22 protein-coding genes are annotated in these 23,387 nt (G+C 70.5%); 17 read left to right on the top strand and 5 right to left on the bottom strand.

What is annotated here, in order from left to right; translation table 11 throughout:
* Window positions 1-116 precede the first annotated feature (116 nt).
* Genes secY through map form a run of 3 tightly spaced genes read left to right on the top strand, consistent with a single transcriptional unit; the run spans window position 117 to window position 2,865 of the window.
* Window positions 117-1,439 (top strand): preprotein translocase subunit SecY, encoded by a 1,323-nt coding sequence (gene secY / locus BIU91_RS15310; protein WP_027466722.1) that lies wholly within the window; start codon window positions 117-119, stop codon window positions 1,437-1,439.
* On the top strand, window positions 1,436-2,026 hold the full coding sequence (locus tag BIU91_RS15305) for an adenylate kinase (protein WP_071406160.1): 591 nt from the start codon (window positions 1,436-1,438) through the stop codon (window positions 2,024-2,026). Before secY ends, BIU91_RS15305 begins: the two co-directional genes overlap by 4 nt.
* 8 nt (window positions 2,027-2,034) lie before the next feature.
* Window positions 2,035-2,865 (top strand): type I methionyl aminopeptidase, encoded by an 831-nt coding sequence (map, locus tag BIU91_RS15300; RefSeq protein ID WP_084741366.1) that lies wholly within the window; start codon window positions 2,035-2,037, stop codon window positions 2,863-2,865.
* Window positions 2,866-3,010: 145 nt separating this feature from the next.
* On the opposite strand, the gene BIU91_RS15295 is transcribed toward map, so the two are convergent.
* On the bottom strand, window positions 3,011-4,303 hold the full coding sequence (locus BIU91_RS15295) for an LCP family protein (protein WP_071406159.1): 1,293 nt from the start codon (window positions 4,301-4,303) through the stop codon (window positions 3,011-3,013).
* A 294-nt stretch (window positions 4,304-4,597) separates the two neighbouring features.
* Between BIU91_RS15295 and infA the strand changes: the two genes are divergently transcribed.
* From infA to BIU91_RS15260, 8 genes are all read left to right on the top strand, one after another.
* Window positions 4,598-4,819 carry a translation initiation factor IF-1 gene (gene infA / locus BIU91_RS15290; RefSeq protein ID WP_017885509.1) on the top strand — a complete coding sequence of 74 codons (222 nt, stop codon included), beginning with the start codon at window positions 4,598-4,600 and terminating at the stop codon, window positions 4,817-4,819.
* Window positions 4,820-4,889: 70 nt separating this feature from the next.
* The gene (rpmJ, locus tag BIU91_RS18265) at window positions 4,890-5,006 is read left to right on the top strand and encodes a 50S ribosomal protein L36 (protein ID WP_022903266.1); all 117 of its coding nucleotides are present in this window, start codon (window positions 4,890-4,892) and stop codon (window positions 5,004-5,006) included.
* A 186-nt stretch (window positions 5,007-5,192) separates the two neighbouring features.
* A complete protein-coding gene (rpsM, locus tag BIU91_RS15285) occupies window positions 5,193-5,567 on the top strand; it encodes a 30S ribosomal protein S13 (protein ID WP_017885508.1) in 375 nt (124 codons plus the stop codon).
* 9 nt (window positions 5,568-5,576) lie between these two features.
* On the top strand, window positions 5,577-5,975 hold the full coding sequence (gene rpsK / locus BIU91_RS15280) for a 30S ribosomal protein S11 (protein WP_017885507.1): 399 nt from the start codon (window positions 5,577-5,579) through the stop codon (window positions 5,973-5,975).
* A 205-nt stretch (window positions 5,976-6,180) separates the two neighbouring features.
* Entirely contained in the window at window positions 6,181-7,176 is a 996-nt protein-coding gene (locus tag BIU91_RS15275) for a DNA-directed RNA polymerase subunit alpha (RefSeq protein WP_017885506.1), read from the top strand.
* A 63-nt stretch (window positions 7,177-7,239) separates the two neighbouring features.
* Window positions 7,240-7,818, top strand: coding sequence for a 50S ribosomal protein L17 (gene rplQ, locus BIU91_RS15270; RefSeq protein ID WP_071245471.1), 579 nt, complete (start codon window positions 7,240-7,242; stop codon window positions 7,816-7,818).
* A gap of 122 nt (window positions 7,819-7,940) precedes the next feature.
* The gene (locus BIU91_RS15265; RefSeq protein ID WP_139196613.1) at window positions 7,941-9,077 is read left to right on the top strand and encodes an aromatic acid exporter family protein; all 1,137 of its coding nucleotides are present in this window, start codon (window positions 7,941-7,943) and stop codon (window positions 9,075-9,077) included.
* Between the two features lie 38 nt (window positions 9,078-9,115).
* Window positions 9,116-12,322 carry a BTAD domain-containing putative transcriptional regulator gene (locus tag BIU91_RS15260; protein ID WP_071406157.1) on the top strand — a complete coding sequence of 1,069 codons (3,207 nt, stop codon included), beginning with the start codon at window positions 9,116-9,118 and terminating at the stop codon, window positions 12,320-12,322.
* 9 nt (window positions 12,323-12,331) lie between these two features.
* Here the strand turns inward: BIU91_RS15260 and BIU91_RS15255 are convergent, their stop codons facing one another.
* Together BIU91_RS15255 and BIU91_RS15250 are read right to left on the bottom strand one after the other, a co-directional pair.
* A complete protein-coding gene (locus BIU91_RS15255) occupies window positions 12,332-13,162 on the bottom strand; it encodes an ABC transporter permease (RefSeq protein WP_084741335.1) in 831 nt (276 codons plus the stop codon).
* Window positions 13,159-14,148 (bottom strand): ATP-binding cassette domain-containing protein, encoded by a 990-nt coding sequence (locus BIU91_RS15250; RefSeq protein ID WP_071406156.1) that lies wholly within the window; start codon window positions 14,146-14,148, stop codon window positions 13,159-13,161. The genes BIU91_RS15255 and BIU91_RS15250 overlap by 4 nt, the downstream gene beginning before the upstream one ends.
* Window positions 14,149-14,238: 90 nt before the next feature.
* On the opposite strand from BIU91_RS15250, the gene truA reads away from it, so the two are divergent.
* The 6 genes from truA (at window position 14,239) to glmM (ending at window position 21,755) form a co-directional block, all read left to right on the top strand.
* The gene (gene truA, locus BIU91_RS15245) at window positions 14,239-15,114 is read left to right on the top strand and encodes a tRNA pseudouridine(38-40) synthase TruA (RefSeq protein WP_253183779.1); all 876 of its coding nucleotides are present in this window, start codon (window positions 14,239-14,241) and stop codon (window positions 15,112-15,114) included.
* On the top strand, window positions 15,111-15,854 hold the full coding sequence (locus BIU91_RS15240) for an MBL fold metallo-hydrolase (RefSeq protein ID WP_071406155.1): 744 nt from the start codon (window positions 15,111-15,113) through the stop codon (window positions 15,852-15,854). The genes truA and BIU91_RS15240 overlap by 4 nt, the downstream gene beginning before the upstream one ends.
* A 101-nt stretch (window positions 15,855-15,955) precedes the next feature.
* On the top strand, window positions 15,956-19,060 hold the full coding sequence (locus BIU91_RS15235) for an ExeM/NucH family extracellular endonuclease (RefSeq protein WP_071406154.1): 3,105 nt from the start codon (window positions 15,956-15,958) through the stop codon (window positions 19,058-19,060).
* Window positions 19,061-19,390: 330 nt separating this feature from the next.
* A complete protein-coding gene (gene rplM, locus BIU91_RS15230) occupies window positions 19,391-19,837 on the top strand; it encodes a 50S ribosomal protein L13 (RefSeq protein WP_027466717.1) in 447 nt (148 codons plus the stop codon).
* 36 nt (window positions 19,838-19,873) lie between these two features.
* Window positions 19,874-20,359, top strand: coding sequence for a 30S ribosomal protein S9 (gene rpsI, locus BIU91_RS15225; RefSeq protein WP_027466716.1), 486 nt, complete (start codon window positions 19,874-19,876; stop codon window positions 20,357-20,359).
* A gap of 22 nt (window positions 20,360-20,381) precedes the next feature.
* Window positions 20,382-21,755, top strand: a complete 1,374-nt coding sequence (gene glmM / locus BIU91_RS15220; RefSeq protein WP_071406153.1) for a phosphoglucosamine mutase — start codon at window positions 20,382-20,384, stop codon at window positions 21,753-21,755.
* Between the two features lie 93 nt (window positions 21,756-21,848).
* On the opposite strand, the gene coaA is transcribed toward glmM, so the two are convergent.
* Together coaA and BIU91_RS15210 are read right to left on the bottom strand one after the other, a co-directional pair.
* Entirely contained in the window at window positions 21,849-22,793 is a 945-nt protein-coding gene (gene coaA / locus BIU91_RS15215; protein WP_071406152.1) for a type I pantothenate kinase, read from the bottom strand.
* 105 nt (window positions 22,794-22,898) lie between these two features.
* Window positions 22,899-23,384, bottom strand: a complete 486-nt coding sequence (locus BIU91_RS15210) for a glutathione peroxidase (RefSeq protein ID WP_071245463.1) — start codon at window positions 23,382-23,384, stop codon at window positions 22,899-22,901.
* Between the last annotated feature and the right edge of the window lie 3 nt (window positions 23,385-23,387).

Genomic DNA, 23,387 nt, shown 5'->3' with positions numbered 1-23,387 from the left:
GGCCGCCGTTACGGTTTCCTTGACAGTGGCCGGCATCCGCCAGCCGGGTCGGCCCTGCCGACCGAAACCGGTCCGGCCGCGATCGACGGCCCCGGTCCCACAAGTTCGGAGTCATCGTGTTCAGAGCGGTCGCGCGCATCATGCGCACCCCTGATCTTCGCAAGAAGATCGGCTTCACCCTCGCGATCATCGCGCTGTTCCGTCTCGGGTCGTACATCCCGGCACCGTTCGTCGACTACGCCGCCGTGCAGAGCTGTCTCGCCAGCGCGTCGTCCTCCGGCGGTCTCTACGACCTCATCAACCTCTTCTCCGGCGGCGCGCTGCTGAAGCTCTCGGTCTTCGCGCTCGGCATCATGCCGTACATCACGTCGTCGATCATCGTGCAGCTCCTGCGTGTGGTCATCCCGCACTTCGACACCCTCTACAAGGAGGGCCAGTCGGGCCAGGCGAAGCTGACGCAGTACACGCGCTACCTCACGATCGCGCTCGGTGTCCTGCAGTCCACGACCCTGATCACGGTCGCCCGCTCCGGCGCCCTGTTCGGCACCAACGCCTCCGCGTCCTGCACGTCGATCATCTCGAACGACAGCTGGTACGCCATCATGCTGATGGTCGTCACGCTGACCGCCGGTACCGGCCTCATCATGTGGATGGGCGAGCTCGTCACCGAGCGCGGCATCGGCAACGGCATGTCGCTCCTGATCTTCACGTCGATCGCGGCGCAGTTCCCGTCGGCGCTCTGGGCGATCGAGCAGTCGCAGTCGTTCGAGCTCTTCCTGTTCGTGATCCTGGTCGGACTCGTGATCATGATGGCCGTCGTGTTCGTCGAGCAGTCACAGCGGCGGATCCCCGTGCAGTACGCCAAGCGCATGGTCGGGCGGCGGACGTACGGCGGCAACAACACCTACATCCCGATCAAGGTGAACATGGCCGGCGTCGTGCCCGTCATCTTCGCCTCGTCGCTGCTGTACCTGCCGGCCCTGATCGCGCAGTTCAACCAGCCCTCGGACGGCTCCGAGCCGGCCGCGTGGGTGACCTGGATCCAGAACAACCTGACCTCGGGTGACAACTGGTTCTACATGGTCCTGTACTTCCTGCTCATCGTCGGGTTCACGTACTTCTACGTGGCGATCACCTTCAACCCCGAAGAGGTCGCCGACAACATGAAGAAGTACGGCGGGTTCATCCCCGGCATCCGTGCCGGTCGTCCGACCGCCGAGTACCTCGACTACGTCCTCACCCGGGTGACGCTGCCCGGTTCGCTCTACCTCGGTCTCATCGCGCTCATCCCGCTGGCAGCACTGGCGCTGTTCGGCGCGAACCAGAACTTCCCGTTCGGTGGCGCGAGCATCCTCATCATCGTGGGTGTCGGTCTCGAGACCGTGAAGCAGATCGACTCGCAGCTGCAGCAGCGTCACTACGAAGGGCTTCTCCGTTGAGCGCACGTCTCATCATCGTCGGACCTCCCGGAGCCGGGAAGGGCACCCAGGCCGGCCGCATCGCCGACTCCTTCGGGATCCCCGCGATCTCGACCGGGGACATCTTCCGCAAGAACGTGGCAGAGGGCACGCCCCTCGGTGTGCAGGCGAAGGCGATCATGGACGCCGGCGACTACGTGCCGGACTCCCTGACGAACGAGCTCGTGAAGTCCCGCCTGCAGGAGCCCGACGCCGAGCACGGCTTCCTGCTGGACGGCTACCCGCGCACGGTCGGTCAGGTCGAGTACCTCGACGCGCTGCTTGCTGAGCAGGGCACCGGGATCGACGCCGTCGTGCAGCTCGTCGCCGACCAGGACGAGCTCGTCGGTCGCCTGCTCAAGCGGGCCGAGGACCAGGGCCGCAGCGACGACAACGAGGAGACGGTCCGTCGTCGCCAGCAGGTCTACGCCGAGCAGACGGCGCCCATCGTGGCGGCGTACGGCGAGCGTGGCCTCGTCGTCGACGTCGACGGCCTCGGCGCCATCGACGAGGTCGGCGACCGCATCCAGACGGCACTGGCGGGCCGCGGGCTCTCCGCGACCGTCTGACCAGCGTGGTGCGGTTCAAGAAGCCCTCGATCTACAAGACCCCGGACGAGCTCCGGGCGATGGTCCGGCCGGGCCTGCTGACCGCCGAGGCGCTCGACGCCGTCCGTGCAGCGATCCGTCCGGGGATCACCACCGGTGAACTCGATGCGATCGCCGAGCGCACCATCCGTGACGGCGGGGGAGTCCCGAACTTCCAGCTCGTGCCCGGCTACCGCCACACGCTGTGCGTGTCGGTGAACGACGAGATCGTGCACGGGATCCCCGGTGAGCGCGTCCTCGCGCCCGGCGACATCGTGTCGGTGGACGCCGGCGCCGAGGTCGACGGCTGGAACGGCGACAGCGCGTTCACGACCGTCGTGCCCGGCGGCGACGCAGCGGTCGCCGCAGCCCGTCAGACGCTCTGCGACACGACCGAGCGGTCGCTCTGGCACGGCATCGCCGCGCTCGCCCACGCGAAGAACCTGCACGAGGTCGGCTCGGCCGTGGAGGACGCGATCGACGAGACCGGCGCGTGGGGCATCGTCGAGGACTACACCGGCCACGGCATCGGCCGGTCGATGCACGAGGAACCGCCGGTCTTCAACTACCGCGTGCGCGGTGCCGGACCTGCCGTCAAGCCGGGGCTGGTGGTCGCCATCGAGCCCATGGTCACGGCCGGCGCGATCGACAGCTCGACGGACGACGACGAGTGGACGGTCCGGACACTCGACGGCTCCGACGCCGCGCACTGGGAGCACAGCGTCGCGGTGCACGCGGCCGGCATCTGGGTGCTCACGGCCGCCGACGGCGGCGCTCGGGGCCTGGCCCCGCTGGGTGTGACGCCCGTCCCGATCCCGTAGGACGGGCCTCCAGTCCGCACGCGGTGCCCACGCTGGGCGTCTCCGCACGATGCGACGGCCAGGAGGCCCGGCTGGCGTCCGCCGCGTCGACGACGTCGCGTGGACCCGCCCGACCACCGCCGGGCGCACGCGCCGTGGCGTCCCGTCAGTTGCCGACGGAGCAGGTCTCCTCGGAGGCGCTCTGCCCGGTGATCGACGAGGGCAGCGGCGTCGCCGACGCGGTCGGCGTCCGCGTGGCGGTCGGGCTCGACGTCGCCGACGGTGTGCCGGCGGACGAGGTCCCGGACGAACCCGAGGTGCCGGACGGCCCCGAGGAGCCGGACGACCCGGTGCTGCTCGACGTCCCGCCGCTCGACGGCGACTCCTCGGAGGCGCGACCGGTGCTCGAGTCGCTCAGCGACGACCGGACGTCGTTCTGCAGCGCCACGTTCAGGGTGTGGGCCGTCTCCTGGTCGACGATCACGCGGGCGCTGTCGGCGGGGTCGTCGGCCACCGGGTACTGCACGAAGAGCATGTTGGCCGTGCTCATCCCGCGCAGCGCCGCGGCGAGCTTGACCAGGGTGCCCGTCTGGGCCAGGCCGTCGGACAGCGTCATGTTGGACAGGGCGGCGCCGGCCAGCTTGTAGAGCGTGATCGGGTTCGAGAGCGTGCCGTCCGAGGTGACCTTGCGGAGGAGCGCCGACAGGAACACCTGCTGCGAGCTGATGCGGGCGAGGTCGCTGCCGTCGCCGACCCCGTGGCGGGTGCGCAGGAAGGCCAGGGCGTCCGAGCCCTCGAGGGAGTGCGAGCCCGTCGTGAGGTGCAGGCCGGTGAACGTGTCGTCGATCGGCTCGGCGACGCAGACGTCCACGCCGCCTAGGGCGTTCGACATCTCGATCACGCCGTCGAAGGTGATGAGCCCGGCGTAGGGGATGCTCAGGCCGGTCAGGTTCTCGACCGTGTCCACGACGCAGGAGACACCGCCGTTGCCGAGCGCGGTGTTGAACATCGCCGAGGTGGACGCCGGGTAGGTCGTGCCGGTCGCGGGGTTCGTGCAGGCCGGGATGGGGACCATCAGGTCACGAGGGAAGCTGACCGCGGTGAGCTGCTGGTGGTCCGCCGAGATGTGGATGAGCATCGTGACGTCGTTGCGGGCGCCCTCGACGTCCTCGTCGGAGTCGAACTGGCCGACCCGGGTGTCGCTCCCGATGAGCAGGATGTTCGCTCCGCCCTTGATCGCCGAGATGTCGGCGGTCTTCGCGGTGCTCTGGTCGTCGGTGCTCAGCGCGACGGTCTGCGGCGCGGTGGCGAGCTGTGCCCCGGCGATCGCGGCGACGCTCGTGCCGCTGACGAGCAGGACGGCGACGGCGGACGCGACGACGGTGACGAGCGTGCCCCAACCCCGGCGACGGGCCTGCTTGCCGTGGCTGGCGAAGGGGCGTCGGGTGGCGTCGGGCACGTGTTCTCCGTTCGGTGGTCCGGCGCGATCTGCTGGTGCGACGGACGTGGCTGCGGAGCAAAACTACGGTTCGCGCGCATGTGTGCGCCCGGAGCGCGCCGTCAAACCACTGTGCAACGCTCAGGCACGGCCCCGGAAGCCCCAGACGTGGGGTGTTCCGCGTCCCCACTTGGCAATTGCGGGTTTACCACATAAGATCGATCTTTGGTGTGTCATGCCCTCTCGGGTGTGGCGACCGACCCGCAGACCGGTTCGGGGATCACACCTGTTCCACAACCAAGCGACAGTGAGGCTATGGCCAAGAAAGACGGCGTCATCGAGATCGAAGGCTCGGTGCTCGAAGCTCTGCCCAACGCGATGTTCCGCGTTGAGCTGACGAACGGACACAAGGTCCTCGCGCACATCTCCGGGAAGATGCGCCAGCACTACATCCGCATCCTCCCCGAGGACCGCGTGATCGTGGAGCTGAGCCCGTACGACCTGACCCGCGGCCGGATCGTCTACCGCTACAAGTGATCCGCGAGCTGGAAAGGAACGGCACGGCAATCCTGCCGAGCACGAAGCCAGCGAGCACGAGGAAAGAACCATGAAGGTCAACCCCAGCGTCAAGCCCATCTGCGAACACTGCCGTGTGATTCGCCGCAAGGGCCGCGTCATGGTGATCTGCAAGAGCAACCCGCGTCACAAGCAGCGCCAGGGCTAGTCCCGGGCGCGTGACCGGCGCTGACGGTGTCCATCGGACACCAGGCTGCTCGAGCACGACCCACAACTGAAGATCGACAACGCAGTACCAGAACCCGGTCGCACGACGACCGGGGGACACCTCGGGGCGGAGGCCCGAGCACCGGTACTGCGCCACACCTCCATCGACAACAGGAGCAGCCATCACATGGCACGTCTAGCAGGCGTCGACATCCCGCGCGAGAAGCGCGTGGAGATCGCACTCACGTACATCTACGGCGTCGGCCGTACCCGCGCCGTCCAGGCACTGACGGAGACCGGTATCTCCGGTGACATCCGCGTCAAGGACCTGACCGACGACCAGCTCGTCGCCCTCCGTGACTTCATCGAGGGCAACTTCAAGGTCGAGGGTGACCTCCGCCGTGAGGTCGCCGCCGACATCCGCCGCAAGGTCGAGATCGGCAGCTACGAGGGTCTTCGCCACCGTCGTGGTCTCCCGGTGCGCGGTCAGCGCACCAAGACCAACGCTCGTACCCGCAAGGGACCGAAGCGCACCGTGGCAGGCAAGAAGAAGGCTCGATAGGAGACCCCGATGGCTACCCCCAAGACTGCCGCGCGCAAGCCGCGCCGCAAGGAGAAGAAGAACGTCGCTGTGGGCCAGGCCCACATCAAGAGCACGTTCAACAACACGATCGTCAGCATCACCGACCCGTCGGGTGCCGTCCTCAGCTGGGCGTCCTCGGGTGCCGTGGGCTTCAAGGGTTCGCGCAAGTCGACGCCGTTCGCGGCGCAGCTCGCCGCCGAGTCCGCTGCGCGTCAGGCGCAGGAGCACGGCGTCAAGAAGGTCGACGTCTTCGTGAAGGGCCCGGGTTCGGGTCGCGAGACCGCGATCCGTTCCCTCCAGGCCGCTGGCCTCGAGGTCGGCTCGATCAACGACGTCACGCCGCAGGCGCACAACGGGTGCCGCCCGCCCAAGCGCCGTCGCGTCTGACGCGAGGAGCAACCGGCCGCGCCCTGCTCGTCCCCTGACCGGATCCGTTCCGGCGAGGGCGGGCAGGGCCCGCGGCCATTCCTGGTCGTTCGATCGCGCACGTGTGTGCGCGTGATCACAACTCAACAGACCCGTCGGGGCCCATGCGGCCCCGTCGTACCGCCAAGTGTCATATAGCGGACACTTCGCCGAAAGGAATCCCACAGTGCTCATTGCACAGCGCCCCACCCTGACCGAGGAGCCGATCTCCGAGCACCGCTCGCGCTTCGTCATCGAGCCGCTCGAGCCGGGCTTCGGTTACACCCTCGGCAACTCGCTGCGCCGCACGCTCCTCTCCTCGATCCCCGGCGCGGCTGTCACCAGCATCCGCATCGACGGCGTCCTCCACGAGTTCAGCACCGTTCCCGGTGTCAAGGAAGACGTCACCGAGATCATCCTCAACATCAAGAGCCTGGTCGTCTCCAGCGAGCACGACGAGCCCATCACGGCGTACCTGCGCAAGCAGGGTGCCGGTCAGGTCACCGCAGCGGACATCTCCGCTCCGGCCGGCGTCGAGATCCACAACCCGGAACTCGTCATCGCGACCCTGAACGACACCGCGCGCTTCGAGCTCGAGCTCACGATCGAGCGTGGCCGTGGCTACGTCTCGGCGACGCAGAACCGTTCCGAGTTCAGCGAAGCCGGTCAGATCCCGATCGACTCGATCTACTCGCCCGTCCTGAAGGTCACCTACCGCGTCGAGGCGACGCGTGCCGGTGAGCGCACGGACTTCGACCGCCTGGTCGTCGACGTCGAAGCGAAGCCGGCCATCACGCCGCGCGACGCCATCGCGTCGGCTGGTCGCACGCTGGTCGAGCTGTTCGGGCTCGCTCGCGAGCTCAACACGGCGGCAGAGGGCATCGAGATCGGCCCCGCGCCGGTCGACGCCGTGCTCTCGAACGAACTGCAGACCCCGATCGAGGACCTCGACCTGTCGGTCCGCAGCTACAACTGCCTGAAGCGGGAGGGCATCAACACGGTGTCCGAGCTCGTCGCCCTGTCGGAGACGCAGCTCATGAACATCCGCAACTTCGGTCAGAAGTCGGTGGACGAGGTCAAGGACAAGCTCACCGAGCTCGGCCTGTCCCTCAAGGACACCGTCCCCGGATTCGACGGCGCCCACTTCTACAGCGGGTACGACGAGGACGAGTCCAACAACTGACCTCGCGCTCACGCGCAAGCGCGCTGACACCGCGCGCACCACTTTCACCACTGGAGAACTGACATGCCGAAGCCCACCAAGGGCCCCCGCCTCGGTGGCGGTCCCGCCCACGAGCGCCTGCTCCTGAGCAACCTCGCCAACGCCCTCTTCACGCACGGTCGCATCACGACCACCGAGACGAAGGCCAAGCGCCTCCGCCCGGTCGCCGAGCGTCTCATCACGTTCGCGAAGCGCGGCGACCTGCACGCGCGTCGTCGTGTGATCAGCATCCTGCGCGACAAGTCCGTCGTGCACACGCTGTTCACCGAGATCGCCCCCCAGGTCGAGGACCGCCAGGGCGGTTACACCCGCATCACGAAGCTCGGCTTCCGCAAGGGCGACAACGCCCCGCTGGCGTCGATCGAGCTCGTCCTCGAGCCCGTCTCGAGCACGCCCGCTCCGGTCAAGCGCAACTCGGCTCCGGCCGCTGCTGCCGCCCCGGTCGACGAGCCCGCCGCTGACGAGACCACCGAGGAGGCCCCGGTCGAGGAGACCGAGACCACCGAGGAGTCCGCCCCGGTCGAGACCGAGTCCGAGACCGAGGCTGCTGCCGAGGTCGAGGCCGACGCCGCCGAGAAGTCGGACGACGCCGACACCAAGTAGTCCGGTGCCCTCCGGGGCGCTGCACCACCACGAGGAAGCCCCCGCGACCCAGGTCGCGGGGGCTTCCTCGCGTCCGAGGCTGGTCGTGCACACCGACTGCTCGGCGTACCGTCACGGGCCGGGTGCGACGGAAGGAAGTCATGGCGTTCCAGCACGTTGCGGGTCTGGGGACGAGGGTCTGGCGGTGGAGCCGGACCTCGGGCACACAGCCGCGCCTGCTGCACGCCGGCAAGGCCGCCGCTGCTGCAGTCATCGCCTGGCTCGTGGCGCAGCACATCCCGGGCGTCGCGGCCGAGTACCCGTACTACGCACCACTCGGCGCCGTCGTCGCGATGCAGACCACGGTGTTCGCGGGCATCCGGAGCGGCGTGCAGACCCTGGTCGGGATCGCCCTCGGCATCCTCATCGCCGCGTTCACGATGTGGGTCGGCGACCCCGGCTTCCTCGCGATCGCGCTGGCGGTCGGCGTCGGGGTGCTCGTCGGCGGGTTCCGCGTGCTGGGCGAGGGCAGCTCGTGGGTGTCCACCGCGGCGCTCTTCGTCCTGCTGGTCGGCGGCGCGCACGCCGAGGGCTACTCGCTCGGGTACCTCGTGCAGATGGCCGTGGGCGTCGTGGTCGGGCTGCTGGTCAACTTCCTGGTGTTCCCGCCGCTGCACTTCTGGGACGCCGAACACCGCATCGACGCGGTGAACGGCGTGCTGGCGGACCACCTCGACGGGCTGGCAGCCGTGCTCGAGGAGGGCAAGCGCGACGAGAAGGCGTGGGACCACCAGCAGGACCGCCTGGACCGTGCGATCGCGGACGTCCGGTCACGGGTGGCGATTGCGCACGAGAGCCGTCGGCTCAACCCCCGCGGTGCCCTGCGCGGGTCGCGAGCACGGCTCCAGAAGGACGGCGGACGCTTCCGCGCACTGGAGCGGGTCGCCTGGTACACGACCGACCTGACCGAGCTCGTCGCACGCTCCGGCCCGGTGTCCGAGGGCGTCGGGCGTCCGGACCCCGCGTTCGCCACCCCCATCGCCGAGGCACTGCGGAAGATCGCGAGCACGATCCGCGGCGACTCCCCGGAGGACCAGGCCGAAGAGGCCATCGCACGACTCGAGAGCGCGCTCGACGCATCGCGCGAGAACCCCTCGCACGTCGCGGTCACCTCGGCCGCGCTCGTCGCCCTGCGCGGGATCGTCGAGTCCGAGCGACGCGCCACCGACGACCTCGACACCCGGACCGGTCCGTCGGCGTTCGGCCGTCCGCGCGGCTGAGCGGCCGGCCCGTCCGTGGTCGTCCGTAGACTCGCCCCGTGACCGACCGCCCCCGCATCGCCGTCCTCGGTCCGATCACGGTGGACGACGCCCACGGCGCTCCGACCGCGGTGCCGGGGGCCCTCGCCCGGGCGTTCCTGACCGCGCTCGTGCTCGCACGCGGCAACGCGCTGACGAGCGAGTCCCTGATCGAGGACCTGTGGCCGGACGAACGACCGCGCGGTGCGCGAGCTGCACTGCAGGCGCTCGTCTCGCGGCTGCGTCGGGGAGTCGCGGACGGCATCGTCGTGTCCACGAGCACCGGGTACGCGCTCGGTGGCGGTCCGGACGACGTCGACCTGCTCCGAGCCGAACGAGCACTCGGCAACGGTGACCGGGCGGCCGTGTCCGCCGCACTCGATCTCTGGCGCGGTGACCCCGGGGCGGACGTCGACGGCGAGTCGGGCACGGCGCTGGCCGACCGGGCGAACGCCGCCCGCCGCGGGCTCCGACGGGCACTCGGCACCGCCCTGTCCGACGACGGACACGCGGACGAGGCGGCCGAGGTGTGGGCAGCCGAGTCGCTCGCGAATCCCTTCGACGAGGTCGCAGCAGCCGGGGCGATGCGCTCCCTCGCCGCAGTGGGGCGCACGGCTGAGGCGCTCGCGGTGTTCGCCGCGCACCGGGACCGTCTCGCCGACGAACTCGGCGCCGACCCGTCGGCGGACCTCGTCCGCCTGAACGCCGACCTGCTCCGCCGGTCCGACGTGTCCGTCGGCATCGCGCGCCGCACCGGGCTGCGGGCAGCGCCGAACGCGCTGGTCGGGCGACAGGACGACCTCGCCGTCGTGGGCGACCTGCTCTCGAGGAGCCGGCTGGTCACGATCCTCGGTGCAGGCGGACTCGGCAAGACCCGCCTCGCGCAAGCGGTCGCAGCTGCCCTTCCGCCGACGACCGGGGTCGTGGTCTTCGAGCTCGCGCCGCTCACCACGGCGGAGGACATCGTCCCCGCCCTCGCCGCGCTGCTCGGGATCGCGGAGTTCCGATCGGCACGGTCGCTCCGGGACGCGGTCGCCGCGGACCTCGGATCGCGCGTCGCCCACGCCTTGGCCGACGGTCCCACCGTGCTCGTCCTCGACAACTGCGAGCACCTGGTCGCCGAGGTCGCGACCTTCGCAGCAGACCTGCTCGCGACGGTGCCGCAGCTCCGGATCCTCACGACCTCGCGGGCACCGCTGGCGATCGCCGGTGAGGTCGTGGCCCCGCTGGCACCCTTGCCGGTCGCCGCGGACGGTGCCGCCGTGCGCCTGTTCACCGAGCGGGCGCGGGCGGCGCGTCCGGGTGCCGTACTGCCCGTGGACGCCGTCCGCCGGATCTGCACGCGGCTGGACGGATCACCCCTGGCGATCGAACTCGCGGCCGCACGGATCCGCGGCATGAGCACCGACGAGATCGAGCGTCGGCTCGACGACCGGTTCGCGCTGCTCCGCGGCGGTGACCGGAGTGCTCCCGAGCGGCACCGCACGCTGCTCGCGGTGATCGAGTGGAGCTGGCGGTTGCTGAACGACGGTGCGCAGGACCTGCTGACCCGTCTCGCGCTGTTCCCGGACGGGCTGGCGGTCGACGCCGTCGAGTCGGTGACGCTGCCCGAACGTCGCGGAGCGACGCTCGACGACCTCGCCGAGCTGGTCGAGCAGTCCCTCGTGCAACTGGTCGAGCACGAGGGCGAACCGGTGCGGTACCGCCTGCTCGAGACGGTCCGCGAGTTCGGTGCCGCACGGCTCCGGGATGCCGGCGCCACCGAGGACGTGCGGTCCGCCATGATCCGATGGGGTCGCGGTTTCACCGCCGCCCGCAACCTGCTGACCATCACGGGTGAGCCGCAGCTCGAGTGCTTCCGGCAGGTCGGACGCGAGGCGGACAACCTCATCACGCTGTTGCGCTGGAGCCTGGGCGCCGGTGACGCGTCCGCGGTCGCGCACCTCTTCGCCGCGCTCGCCGGGTACTGGTCGCTCCGAGGCGCGCACGGCGAGGTCGTCGCCCTCGGTCCGGACGTCGTGCCGCTGCTGGGCGGCACCGTCCCAGCGCCGGAGGACCGCACCGCCGTTGTGGTGGGCCTCGTCGTCGCCGGGGCGTCTGCTGCGTTCGGCGACCGGCGGACGGCCGCCCTCGCAGTGTCGGCCCTGCGGCGGGTGTTCGCCGGCGGCAGCACCGGGTACGCGGTCCTCGACGCGCAGGCCGCGCTGGTGCTGACCCTCGGCCGGCCTGCCGACGGCAGTGCCCTGCTGGCCCGCCTGCGCGAGGACCCGGAGCCCGGGGTGGCGTGCCTGGCGAACATGCTCAGTGCGCCGTTGGCCGAGAACGACGGCGACACGGCCGTCGCCCTGCGGTACGCCCACCGCGCCGAGGCACTCGCACGGATCAGCAACGACGCGTGGACCTCGGGCTCGATCGCCGTCACCGTCACGCAGCTGCTCGCGCAGACCGGACGCCACTCCGAGGCGTTGGCAGCCGCCGAGGCCGCGCGGGAGCAGCTCGAACGGTTCGGTGCCGACGACGACCTGTACGAGATCGGGTGGACGGTCGGGCTCTGCGCGGCGACGACCGGCGACGTGGTACGCGCCCGGGCCGTCGCCGACGACCTGCGGCAGCGACCGGTGGAGGGACGTGGCGGGTTCGACGGCGACCGGATGCAGATCGGGGTCCTCGCGACGGCGATCGCCGCGGAGTGCGCCCGGTACGAGGGCGACCTCGACGCGGCCGCGGTCGCGTACGCCGCCGCCTGGGACGCGATCGCCCCGATCCGGAAGGAGACGCCGCACTGGAGCCTGATGGCGGGCGTGGCGCGGATCGCGGCTGCTGACGAGGCGGCGGTGCGCCGGACCGGCGGGGCCGCACCGGGCCTCCCGGCCACGGATGTGGCGGTCGCGAGACGCCTGCGGGTCGGTGCGCTCGTGATGCTGCGCCTGCACCCGTGGTGGCTCGACCTGCCGGTCATCGGGACCACCCTGCTCGGGCTGGCGCTCGCCGCGGTCCGGACCGGTCAGCCGGAGTTCGCCGCGCAGGCGTGGGGGATGACTGCTCGACTCGGGTCACGGCAGGACTTCGGGGTGCTCGCGCACACCCGCATGCGGCCGTTGCTGGTGACCGCGCTCGGCGACCCGGCCGTGACGGATGCCGAGAAGGCCTCGGCCGGTTGGGACCGGGCCGAGGCCGTCTCGCGGGCACGGACGCTGCTCGAGCGGATGCGCTTCAGCGACCACTGATCGTGCGGTTCAGGCCTTCCGCATGTAGGCGCGGACCGTCAGGGGCGCGAACACCGCGACGATCACCGCCGCACCGAGCAGGCTGATCCACAGGTCGACGCCCACCGTGCCCTGGTTGACCAGGTCACGGACGGCGGTGATCAGGTGCGAGATCGGGTTGACCTCGGAGAACCAGCGCAACCAGTCCGGCAGGGTGTCGGCCGGCACGAACGCGTTCGACAGGAACGTCAGCGGGAACAGCACCATGTTCGAGATGCCGGAGACACTCGACGCCGTCCGGGCGACCACACCGAAGTAGGCGAAGATCCAGCTGATCGCCCAGGCGACCACGATCACGAGCAGCCCGGCGAGGACCACCGCGCCGAAGCCTCCGGCCGGACGGAGTCCCATGATGATCCCGACCGTGAAGGTGATGGCGGTCGCGATCGCGTACCGAACGGTGTCGGCCAGCAGCGCGCCGGCGAGCGGGGCGATCCGTGCGATCGGCAGGGACTTGAAGCGGTCGAACACTCCCTTGTCCATGTCCTCGCGGAGCTGCACGCCCGTCACGATCGACGACGTGATGTTCGTCTGCACGAGGATGCCGGGGATGATGATCGGCAGGTAGCTCGCCACGTCGCCCGCGATCGCTCCCCCGAAGATGTAGGTGAACATCACGGTGAAGATGATCGGCATCAGGGTGACGTCGAACAGCTGCTCAGGGGTACGCCGGACCTTGATCAGCCCCCGGTAGGCCATCGTGAGCGACTGACGGACCGTGGCCCCGAGCCCGGTCGAGCCGACGCCGGGGCGGGGGGTGACCCGCGGACCTGAGGTCCCCGTGGTGGTGATGGTGGTCATGCGATGCTCCCTTCGAGCTCGTGGTGGGCGTCGTCATCGGTGTGTGCGGGTGCGCCGGTGATGGTCAGGAAGACCTCGTCGAGCGTCGGCTTCTGCACGCTCATCTCGGCGAGCGAGACACCGGCCTGCCGGAACGACACGAGCAGGTCGGTCACCCGGTCGGGGTCCGCCATCGGAGCGGTGAGGCGCGACCCCTCAGGGCTGACGACCGCGTCGACGCCGAGCGTGTTCCGGACGATGCCCCGCGCCGTGTCGAGGAGGAGCGTGTCGGCCAGGCGGAGCTGCAACGACGCCGTGCCGATGCTCGACTTCAGCTCGTCGCTCGTACCCTCGGCGACGACCCTGCCGTGGTCGATCACGGCGATGCGGTCGGCGAGCTGGTCGGCCTCGTCGAGGTACTGCGTCGTGAGCAGGACGGTCGAACCGGTCGCCACGAGTTCGCGGATCGTGTCCCACATCTGTGCCCTAGTGCGGGGGTCGAGGCCCGTCGTCGGCTCGTCGAGGAAGATCAGGGGCGGTTGTGCGATCAGGCTCGCGGCGAGGTCCAGTCGACGACGCATGCCGCCGGAGAACCCCTTGAGCGGACGGGACGCGGCCTCGGTCAGCCCGAAGCGCTCCAGCAGCTCGACGGCCTTCCGCTTCGAATCCGCGCGGGAGAATCCGAGCAAGCGGGCGAAGACCACCAGGTTCTCGGTCGCGCTGAGCGTCTCGTCGACGCTGGCGTACTGCCCCGTCACGCCGATCAGGGTGCGGACCGTCTGGGCCTCCCGGCGGACGTCATGGCCGAAGATCCGGGCCTCGCCACCGTCCGCCCGCAGCAGGGTGGCGAGCATGGAGATGGTGGTGGTCTTGCCGGCGCCGTTCGGACCGAGCACGCCGTAGACCGTGCCGGCCTCCACACGGAGGTCGACACCGTCCACGGCCCGGTTCGAGCCGAACGTCTTCACGAGGCCGGTGGCCTCCACCGCGAGCGGTGTCGTGGTCATCGCGGGTTCCTTTCGTCGATGTCGGGGACGATGCTGCCGCGGGGCGCTCACGCGGCACTGACGTGGCGCTGACATCGCTACCGTGGTCGTGTGAGTGAGACGGTGCGGCTGCGACTGGACATCGCCTACGACGGGGCGGCGTTCTCCGGGTGGGCCCGGCAGCCCGGGCTCCGGACCGTGCAGGGCGCCCTCGAGGCCGCACTCGCCACCGTGTTCACCCGTTGGGGCGAACCACCGTTGCTCACCGTCGCCGGACGCACCGACGCCGGGGTGCACGCCACCGGGCAGGTCGCGCACCTGGACCTGTCGGCGGAGCAGTGGGCAGCGCTGACCGCCAAGCGCGGGTCGGGCCGGTCACCGCTCGACGGGTTGCTCAAGCGGGTCAACGGCATCGCGGCACCCGAGGGGGACGTCGTCGTCACCGGAGCTTCGGTGGCGCCCGACGGGTTCGACGCCCGGTTCTCCCCGCTCTGGCGCCGGTACGAGTACCGGATCGCGGACGCCGACGCCCCGCGCGATCCACGTCGACGCGGGCACACGGTCTGGCAGGCGGCGCGGCTCGATCCGGCAGCGATGGAGCGCGGTGCGCTGACGTTGCTCGGGCTGCACGACTTCGCGACGTTCTGCAAGCCGCGCGAGGGGGCGACGACCATCCGGACGTTGCAGCAGTTCCGCTGGGACCGCGAGCCGGACGGCGTGCTGGTGGCGCGCCTCCAGGCCGACGCCTTCTGCCACTCGATGGTGCGGGCCATGGTCGGCGCGACCATCGCCGTGGGCGAGGGCCGCTTCGGCCCGGACCGCCTCGAGGAACTGCGCGTCGCCGAGGAGCGCACGAGCGCCTTCAAGACGGCGCCGGCGAAGGGACTGACCCTGACCGAGGTGGGCTACCCGGCGGACGCGGAGCTCGCGGAGCGCGCGGAGCAGACCCGGGCCCGACGGTCGGTGGACGGTACCGTCGAGGGATGAGCCCGCGCGAACCCCGTTCCGTCGTGTCCGTCGCCCCCGGAGTCGTCTTCGTCGAGGGCCCCGTGTCCAACTGGGTGGTGCTGGCGGAGGAGGACGGTGTCGCGCTGATCGACGCCGGCTACCCGGCCGACACCGACCTCGTGCTCGACACCGTGCACGCCGCCGGACACGACCCCGCCGACCTCCGACGCGTCTACGTCACGCACGGACACGTCGACCACGTCGGCGGCATCCCCGGGATCCTCGAGCGGTACCCCGACGTCGAGGTGCTCGCCCACGCCGACGAGCTCGCCAACGTGCGCGGACCGGAACGGCAGCAGGTCACCCCGGCGGAGATCGGCGGCCGGCTCGCCAGCCCCCGTGTGCTCGCCTGGCTGGCGCGGGCGATCCGCTCCGACGCCCTCCGACCCACCACCGTCCCGTCCGCTCGGGCGTTCACCGGTGCGGACTTCGCGGGCCGGGCGATCGCACCGTTCCCGGCCGTCGGCCACACCGACGGCTCGACGGCCTACCTGCTGCCCGCGGCGGACGCGATCGTCACGGGCGACGCGGTCGTCAGCCGGCACGACACCCAGCCCGGGTCGTGGGCCCCGCGGCCGCGGATGATCACGCCGTTCTTCACCGCCGACCAGGACCGCGCACTCGAGTCGGCACGGGCGCTGCCGTTCCCGGCGCTCGTGCTGCCGGGACACGGACCGGCCGTCCGACGCGTGGGCGGGACGTGGCTGCCGATCGGCTGATGCCGCCGAACGGCTGATGCCGCCGCGTCGCTGATGTTGTCGAACGCAATCATTTACCTCGACGCAACCTGAATGTCCCCGCAGGTCGGTAGCGTGCGGGCATGGCCAACACCCTCGGGCGCACTCTGCTGTGCGCCACGGCGGCCGCGACGCTCCTCGCGGCCCCACTCGTCACCGTCACCGCAGCGACCGCGAACCCCGAGGGGACCGACCTCGTCATCGAGGAGGCCTACCTGAAGGCGGGGAGCAAGGGCGCGTTCTACAACGAGAAGTTCGTCGAGATCGGCAACCCGACCGACGCCGCCGTGTCGCTCGACGGGTGGTCGTTGCAGTACCGGTCCGCCACGGGTACCGGCACGTTCTCGGCCAGTGCGCTCCAGGGCACCGTGCCGGCGAAGGGCACGTTCCTGGTGTCGATGGCGGGCAACGGCGGGGCCACCCCGGCCGGCGAGGACCTGCCCGCCGCCGACGACACCGCGACGCTCAACCCCTCGGGCACCACCGGCACGCTCGTGCTGTCCGACGCCACGGCACCCCTGGCGCTCGCCGCCGGACCCGTCGCCACCGGCACCGACGGCGTGGTCGACCTGCTCGGCTACGGCGCCTCCAACACGTTCGAGTCGGCCGTGCGCACCGTGACCGGGGACAACTCCGTCCCGAACGGCCTGGTCCGCCAGGGCACCACGGACACCGACGTCAACGGTGCGGACTTCTCCGTGACGACGACGCTCACCCCACGGAACGCCGCGGGCGAGACGACGGCACCGACCGAGCCCACGGAACCGACCGACCCGGGTGACGGCGGGACCCCCGCGCCCGGCACGCCCGCCGAGACGGTGACCATCGCCCAGCTGCAGGGCACCACGGACACCTCGCCGTACGCCGGCAAGAACGTCACGACCGACGGCGTCGTCACCGCGGTGTACGGCACCGGCGGCTTCAACGGCTACACGATCCAGACCCCCGGCACCGGCGGTGCCATCGACCTCGGCGCCCACACCGCGTCCGACGCCGTGTTCGTCTTCTCGTCGGCCACCGCCGGCCTGGTGCACGAGGGCGACCACGTCCGGGTCACCGGCGCCGTGTCCGAGTACTTCGGCCTGACCGAGCTCACGGTGCCCGGCGCCTCGTCGCTGCAGCAGCTCGACGACACCGTCGCGGCACCACAGCCGGCCGCGGTCGCGTTCCCGTCGTCCGACGCCCAGCGCGAGTCGCTCGAGAGCATGCTCGTCGCTCCCCAGGGCGCGTACACCGTCGCCGACAACTACACGACGAACCAGTACGGCGAGGTCGTGCTCGCCAGCGGCACGAAGCGCCTGGTCCAGCCGACGGAGGTCGGCCGACCGGGCAGCGCCGAGGCGAAGGCCGTCGAGGCCGACAACGCCGCGCGCAAGGTCACGCTCGACGACGGTGCGAGCACCAACTTCCTGACCCAGGCGAACCAGGGCATCCCGGTGTCGTGGCTCACCCAGGGCCCGGTCACGGTCGGGGCCGCGGCCACCTTCACCGAGCCGGTCGTCCTCGACTACCGCAACAACGGGTGGAAGTTCCAGCCGACCGCCCCGATCACGGGTGCCACCCCGGCCGCCGAGCTGCCGGCGTCGTTCTCGAAGGTGCGCCAGCCGGCACCGCAGGACGTCGGCGGCGACCTGAAGCTCGCCGGCTTCAACGTGCTCAACTACTTCCCGACCACGGGCGACGAGCTCACCGGCTGCAAGTACTACACGGACCGCGCCGGTGACCCCGTCACGGTGAACTCGGGCTGCGACGCCCGCGGCGCCGCAGAGCAGGAGGACTTCCTGCGCCAGCAGGTCAAGATCGTCAAGGCCATCAACGGCCTGGACGCCGACGTCGTCTCGCTGGAGGAGATCGAGAACTCGGTCCGCTTCGGTCAGGACCGCGACGCCGCCGTGGCCACCCTGGTCGACGCGCTCAACGCCGCCACCGGCCAGGACACCTGGGCCTACGCGAAGTCCCCGGCCGTCGTGCCCGCGAGCGAGGACGTCATCCGCCTCGCCCTCATCTACAAGAAGGACCGCGTCGAGCCCGTCGGCGAGTCGACGATCCTGCTCGACGACGCGTTCACGAACGCCCGCCAGCCCGTCGCGGACGCGTTCCGCCCGGTCGGCGGCACCGCGGACGACGACTTCCTGGTGATCGCGAACCACTTCAAGTCCAAGGGCTCCGGCACCGGCGAGAACGCCGACCAGGGTGACGGGCAGGGAGCGTCGAACGCCGACCGCGTCGAGCAGGCGAAGGCCCTCGTGACCTTCTCCACCGACATGCAGGAGCAGTACGGCACCGACAAGGTGTTCATGCTCGGCGACTTCAACGCGTACAGCAAGGAGGACCCGGTGGTGGTCCTCGACGAGGCCGGCTACACCGACCTCGGCCCGGCGCTCGACAGCACGGAGTACTCGTACGTGTTCTCCGGCCTGAGCGGCTCGCTCGACCACGTGTTCGCGTCGAAGGCCGCGCTCGAGACGGTCACGGGCGTGGACATCTGGAACATCAACTCGGTCGAGTCGGTGGGCCTGGAGTACAGCCGCTACAACTACAACGCGACGAACCTGTACACCGACGACGTGTACCGGGCGAGCGACCACGACCCGATCCTGGTCGGGTTCGACCTGGACGCCGCGGGCACCGACCCGGGCACGGACCCGACGCCGGTGCCGACGCCGACCCCGGTGCCGACCCCGGTGCCGAACCCGACGCCGACCCCGACCCCGACTCCGGTGCCGCCGGTCGACGGGATCACCCCGCCGGTGGCTCCGGTTGTTCCGGTGGCGCCGTCGGAGTCGCTGTTGACGGAGGCGAACCGTGGTGGCGTGTCTGCTCCGGCGACCGCTCGTGCGGGGGAGACGATCACGGTGACGGTCGGTACTGCTTCTGCCGGTGACACGGTGAACGTGTGGTTGTTCTCGGAGCCGACGCTGATCGGCACGGCTGTGGTCGCTGCTGACGGGACGGTTCGGGTGACGATCCCGGCGGACACCGCGGCTGGTACGCACCGCCTGGCGGTGACCGCTGCGGACGGGAGCCTGATCGGGTGGACCCCGATCACGATCACCGTGGATGGGCAGCTGGCGTTCACGGGTGCTGCGGGCCTCGGTGCCGGTGCGTTGGTGGCGTTCCTGCTGCTCGCGGCGGGTGCGGGCGTGCTGGTCGTGCGTCGCCGACGTCGGGCTGCGGCTGCGGAGTAGTCCCCACGCCCCACGGGCGCACTTGGTGAGCAGGAATGGTCGGGTTCGCACAGCGGACCCGACCATTGCTGCTCACCATGCGCGGTAAGCGCGACCGCGCGGCGGACGGGAGGCGCGGTGCGGGGCCGCCCCGCGCCTCCAGGCCGGCAGGCAGTCGCGTTTGACCGACGTACCCCGCGTCGGCTAGGCTCTCACCTTGGTCTGTGCGCCCCGCGCGCGGACAGTCAGATGAGCCCTCCAACCGAGGTGTTCCCCGTGCTTCTGCCCGTGGAACTCCCGACCGGAGTGGGATTCACGGACTCCTCACCTCGACACGAAAGCAGCACTCCTGTGACTCGCACGTTCTCACCGAAGCCGGCAGACGTCCAGCACGACTGGATCGTCATCGACGCCACCGACGTCGTCCTCGGCCGTCTCGCCACCCACGCCGCGGCGCTCCTGCGCGGCAAGCACAAGGCCACCTTCGCCCAGCACATGGACATGGGTGACTTCGTCATCATCGTGAACGCCGACAAGGTCGCCCTGACCGGTTCGAAGCTCGCGAAGAAGGTCTACTACCGTCACTCGGGTTACCCGGGCGGCCTGACGGCGACCTCCTACCCGGAGATGCTCGAGAAGCACCCCACCCGCGCCGTCGAGAAGGCGATCCGCGGCATGCTGCCGAAGAACACCCTCGGCCGCGAGCAGCTCAAGAAGCTGAAGGTCTACGCCGGCGCGGAGCACCCGCACGCCGCGCAGCAGCCCAAGCCGTACATCTTCGACCAGGTCGCACAGTAGTTCCGGCCACGACGACTTCAAGGACACAGAAAACTCATGGCTCAGATCGCTGATTCCCTCGACCAGACCCCGGAGAGCTTCACCACGGAGAGCGCACCCGCCGCTGCCGAGGCCGCTCCCCGTCAGATCCTCAACGTCTCCGGCGGTGCCGTCGGGCGCCGCAAGGAGGCCATCGCGCGCGTCCGGCTCGTCCCGGGCTCCGGCACGTTCGTCGTGAACGGCCGCACGCTCGAGGACTACTTCCCGAACAAGCTGCACCAGCAGCTCATCAACGACCCCTTCAAGGTGCTCGAGCTCCTCGGCTCGTACGACGTCGTCGCCCGCATCACCGGTGGCGGCCCCTCGGGTCAGGCCGGCGCACTCCGCCTCGCCATCGCCCGCACCCTGAACGAGATCGACCGCGAGAACAACCGCGCGACCCTCAAGAAGGCCGGCTTCCTCACCCGTGACGCCCGCGTCATCGAGCGCAAGAAGGCCGGTCTCAAGAAGGCCCGCAAGGCTTCGCAGTTCTCGAAGCGCTAGTCGTCACCGGCTGAAGATCGCAATGCCGCGTCTGTTCGGTACCGACGGGGTTCGTGGTCTCGCCAACGGCGAGCTGACGGCCGCGCTCGCACTGGGTCTTGCCCAGGCGAGCGCGGCCGTTCTCACACACGGACACCATGCCGACGCCCGCCGGGCGTCAGGTCGACCGCGCCCGCGCGCGGTCCTCGCGCGTGACCCGCGCGTCTCCGGCGAGTTCCTCGGTGCCGCCGTCGCGGCCGGGCTCGCCTCGGCCGGCGTCGACGTGCTCGACGCCGGGGTCATCCCCACCCCCGCCGCGGCGTTCCTCGTCGCGGACATCGACGCCGACTTCGGCGTGATGATCTCCGCATCGCACAACCCCGCTCCCGACAACGGGATCAAGTTCTTCGCCACGGGTGGCCGCAAGCTGCCGGACGAGGTCGAGGACCGCATCGAAGCGGCCATGCACGACCACTCCGCACCCACCCCCACCGGCATCGACGTAGGGCGCATCTCGCGGTTCGCCGACGCCGAGGACCGCTACGTGGTTCACCTGCTCGGCACGCTGCCGCACCGGCTCGACGGCATCCACGTGGTGCTCGACTGCGCCAACGGTGCTGCCGCCGGCGTCTCGCCCGAGGTCTTCGTCAACGCGGGTGCCCGCGTGACGCTCATCGGCGCCGACCCCGACGGCTGGAACATCAACGACGGCGTCGGTTCGACCCACATCGACAACCTCGCCCGCGCGGTGCTCGAGCACGGTGCCGACGTCGGCATCGCGCACGACGGCGACGCGGACCGCTGCCTGGCGGTCGACGCCGCGGGCAACGCGATCGACGGCGACCAGATCATGGCGATCCTCGCGCTGTCCCTGCAGGAGCGCGGACGACTGAAGGACGACACCCTCGTCGCGACGGTCATGTCGAACCTCGGGCTGAAGCGCGCCATGGCCGACGCGGGCATCACCGTGATCGAGGCCGGTGTCGGCGACCGCTACGTGCTCGAGAAGATGACCGAGGGCGACTACTCCATCGGTGGCGAGCAGTCCGGCCACATCATCTTCAACGAGTTCGCCACCACGGGTGACGGAATCCTGACCGGGCTGCACCTCGTCGCCGAGATGGCGCGCACGGGCAAGACCCTGCAGGAGCTCGCCTCGTGCATGACCGTGTTCCCGCAGGTGCTGCTCAACGTCCGGGGCGTCGATCGTCACGGGCTCGCCGATCAGGGCGTGCAGGACGCCATCGCCGCCGCCAGCGAGGCGCTCGGGGACAGCGGTCGTGTGCTGCTCCGTCCGTCGGGCACCGAGCCGGTCGTTCGCGTCATGGTCGAGGCCGCCTCGCAGGACGATGCCCAGCGCATCGCCGAGGAGCTCGCCGCCGTCGTGCAGGACCGCCTGGCGCTCGACGCCGCGTAAGGTCCCCTCCGCAAGACACCGGTGTTCGCCGGTTGAACACGCGCAGAACGCGGTTCAGCTCGCGAACACCGGTGTTTTGCTGTCCCCGTCCGCTCAGATCTTGCGGAGCAGGACCGAGTTCACCTTGTGGTTCGCGCCCTTCTTGAGCACCAGGGTGGCGCGGGAGCGCGTGGGCAGCACGTTCTCGATCAGGTTCGGCTCGTTGATCGCCCGCCAGACCTCGGTCGCCGTCCGGACCGCGTCCTCACGCGAGAGCGAGGCGAACCGGTGGAAGAACGAGTCGGGGCTCGAGAACGCCTCTTCCTGCAGGGCGAGGAACCGGTCGACGTACCAGGACTCGATGTCCTTCGTCTTCGCGTCCACGTAGATCGTGAAGTCGAACAGGTCGGAGAGCGCGAGCCGCCCGTGCACCGGGGGCGCCAGCACGTTGAGGCCCTCGACGATGAGCACGTCGGGCTGCCGGACGACGATCTCGGCATCGGGCACGATGTCGTAGACCAGGTGCGAGTAGTACGGCGCACGGACCTCGGTCGCCCCGCTCTTCACCTGGCTCACGAAGCGCAGCAGGGAGCGGCGGTCGTACGACTCCGGGAAGCCCTTGCGGTCCATGATCCCGCGGCGCTCGAGCTCGGCGTTCGGGTACAGGAAGCCGTCGGTCGTCACGAGCTCGACCCGAGGGGTGTCCGGCCAGCGCTTCGTCAGCTCGCGCAGCAGACGGGCGACGGTGGACTTGCCGACCGCGACGGAACCCGCGACGCCGATGACGAACGGCGTGCGCCCGGCGCGCTCCCCGAGGAACCGGCTCGTCTCGGCGTGCAGGTTCCGCGCGCCGGCGGCGTAGAGCGTGAGCAGGCGGGACAGCGGCAGGTAGACCTCCTGCACCTCCTGCATGTCCAACCGGTCGCCGAGACCGCGCAGCTGCACGATCTCGGTCTCGGTGAGCGACAGGTGCTCCTTCGGGGCGAGCTGGGACCACTCGGCACGCGGGATCTCCACGAACGGGGTCGGGTGCGCGACGGCGGTCTCCGAGAACGGCATGGGATCGAGCGTACAGACGGGAGGCCCTGGGCACGTGAGCCGACCGGCTCACGCGCCCCGGGCCTCCAGTCCATTGCTCGGTGCGCGTCCGCAGGACGCGATGCGTCAGGCGGGGAGGGCCGCCTCGATGGCGGCGACGACCTCGGGGGCGTCCGGCTTCGTGGTGGGGCGGAAGCGCGTGACGGTGCCGTCGGGGGCGACGAGGAACTTCTCGAAGTTCCAGGCGACCCGGCCGGCCTTGCCGTCGGCGTCCGGGGTCTCCTTGAGGGCCTGGTAGAGCGGGTGAGCGCTCTTGCCGTTGACCTTGACCTTCTCGGACATCGGGAACGTGACGCCCCAGGTGGTGGAGCAGTACTCGTCGATCGCCTCGGACGAGCCGAGCTCCTGCAGGAACTGGTTGCTCGGGAAGCCCAGCACCGTGAACCCGCGGGGGCCGTACTGCTTCTGCAGGGCCTCGAGCTGCTCGTACTGCGGGGCGAGGCCGCACCGGGAGGCGACGTTCACGACCAGTACGGCCTTGTCGGCGTAGGCGCCGAACGTGGTGTCCTCGCCGTGCAGCGTGGTGATGGCGATGTCGTCGAAGCGTCCCATGGC

This window comes from Curtobacterium sp. MMLR14_002, assembly GCF_001864975.1.
In the GTDB taxonomy this organism is placed as follows: Bacteria; Actinomycetota; Actinomycetes; order Actinomycetales; family Microbacteriaceae; genus Curtobacterium; species Curtobacterium flaccumfaciens.
This window is presented reverse-complemented; position numbering and strand designations above follow the sequence as displayed.

Excerpts from the sequence above, each read along its gene's own strand:
- coaA (WP_071406152.1), bottom strand. The coding sequence starts at position 22,793 with ATGCCGTTCTCGGAGACCGCCGTCGCGCACCCGACCCCGTTCGTGGAG.
- rpmJ (WP_022903266.1), top strand. The coding sequence starts at position 4,890 with ATGAAGGTCAACCCCAGCGTCAAGCCCATCTGCGAACACTGCCGTGTG.
- rplQ (WP_071245471.1), top strand. The coding sequence starts at position 7,240 with ATGCCGAAGCCCACCAAGGGCCCCCGCCTCGGTGGCGGTCCCGCCCAC.
- glmM (WP_071406153.1), top strand. The coding sequence starts at position 20,382 with ATGCCGCGTCTGTTCGGTACCGACGGGGTTCGTGGTCTCGCCAACGGC.
- rpsM (WP_017885508.1), top strand. The coding sequence starts at position 5,193 with ATGGCACGTCTAGCAGGCGTCGACATCCCGCGCGAGAAGCGCGTGGAG.
- BIU91_RS15210 (WP_071245463.1), bottom strand. The coding sequence starts at position 23,384 with ATGGGACGCTTCGACGACATCGCCATCACCACGCTGCACGGCGAGGAC.
- BIU91_RS15235 (WP_071406154.1), top strand. The coding sequence starts at position 15,956 with ATGGCCAACACCCTCGGGCGCACTCTGCTGTGCGCCACGGCGGCCGCG.
- BIU91_RS15240 (WP_071406155.1), top strand. The coding sequence starts at position 15,111 with ATGAGCCCGCGCGAACCCCGTTCCGTCGTGTCCGTCGCCCCCGGAGTC.
- rpsK (WP_017885507.1), top strand. The coding sequence starts at position 5,577 with ATGGCTACCCCCAAGACTGCCGCGCGCAAGCCGCGCCGCAAGGAGAAG.
- BIU91_RS15250 (WP_071406156.1), bottom strand. The coding sequence starts at position 14,148 with ATGACCACGACACCGCTCGCGGTGGAGGCCACCGGCCTCGTGAAGACG.
- infA (WP_017885509.1), top strand. The coding sequence starts at position 4,598 with ATGGCCAAGAAAGACGGCGTCATCGAGATCGAAGGCTCGGTGCTCGAA.
- rpsI (WP_027466716.1), top strand. The coding sequence starts at position 19,874 with ATGGCTCAGATCGCTGATTCCCTCGACCAGACCCCGGAGAGCTTCACC.
- BIU91_RS15255 (WP_084741335.1), bottom strand. The coding sequence starts at position 13,162 with ATGACCACCATCACCACCACGGGGACCTCAGGTCCGCGGGTCACCCCC.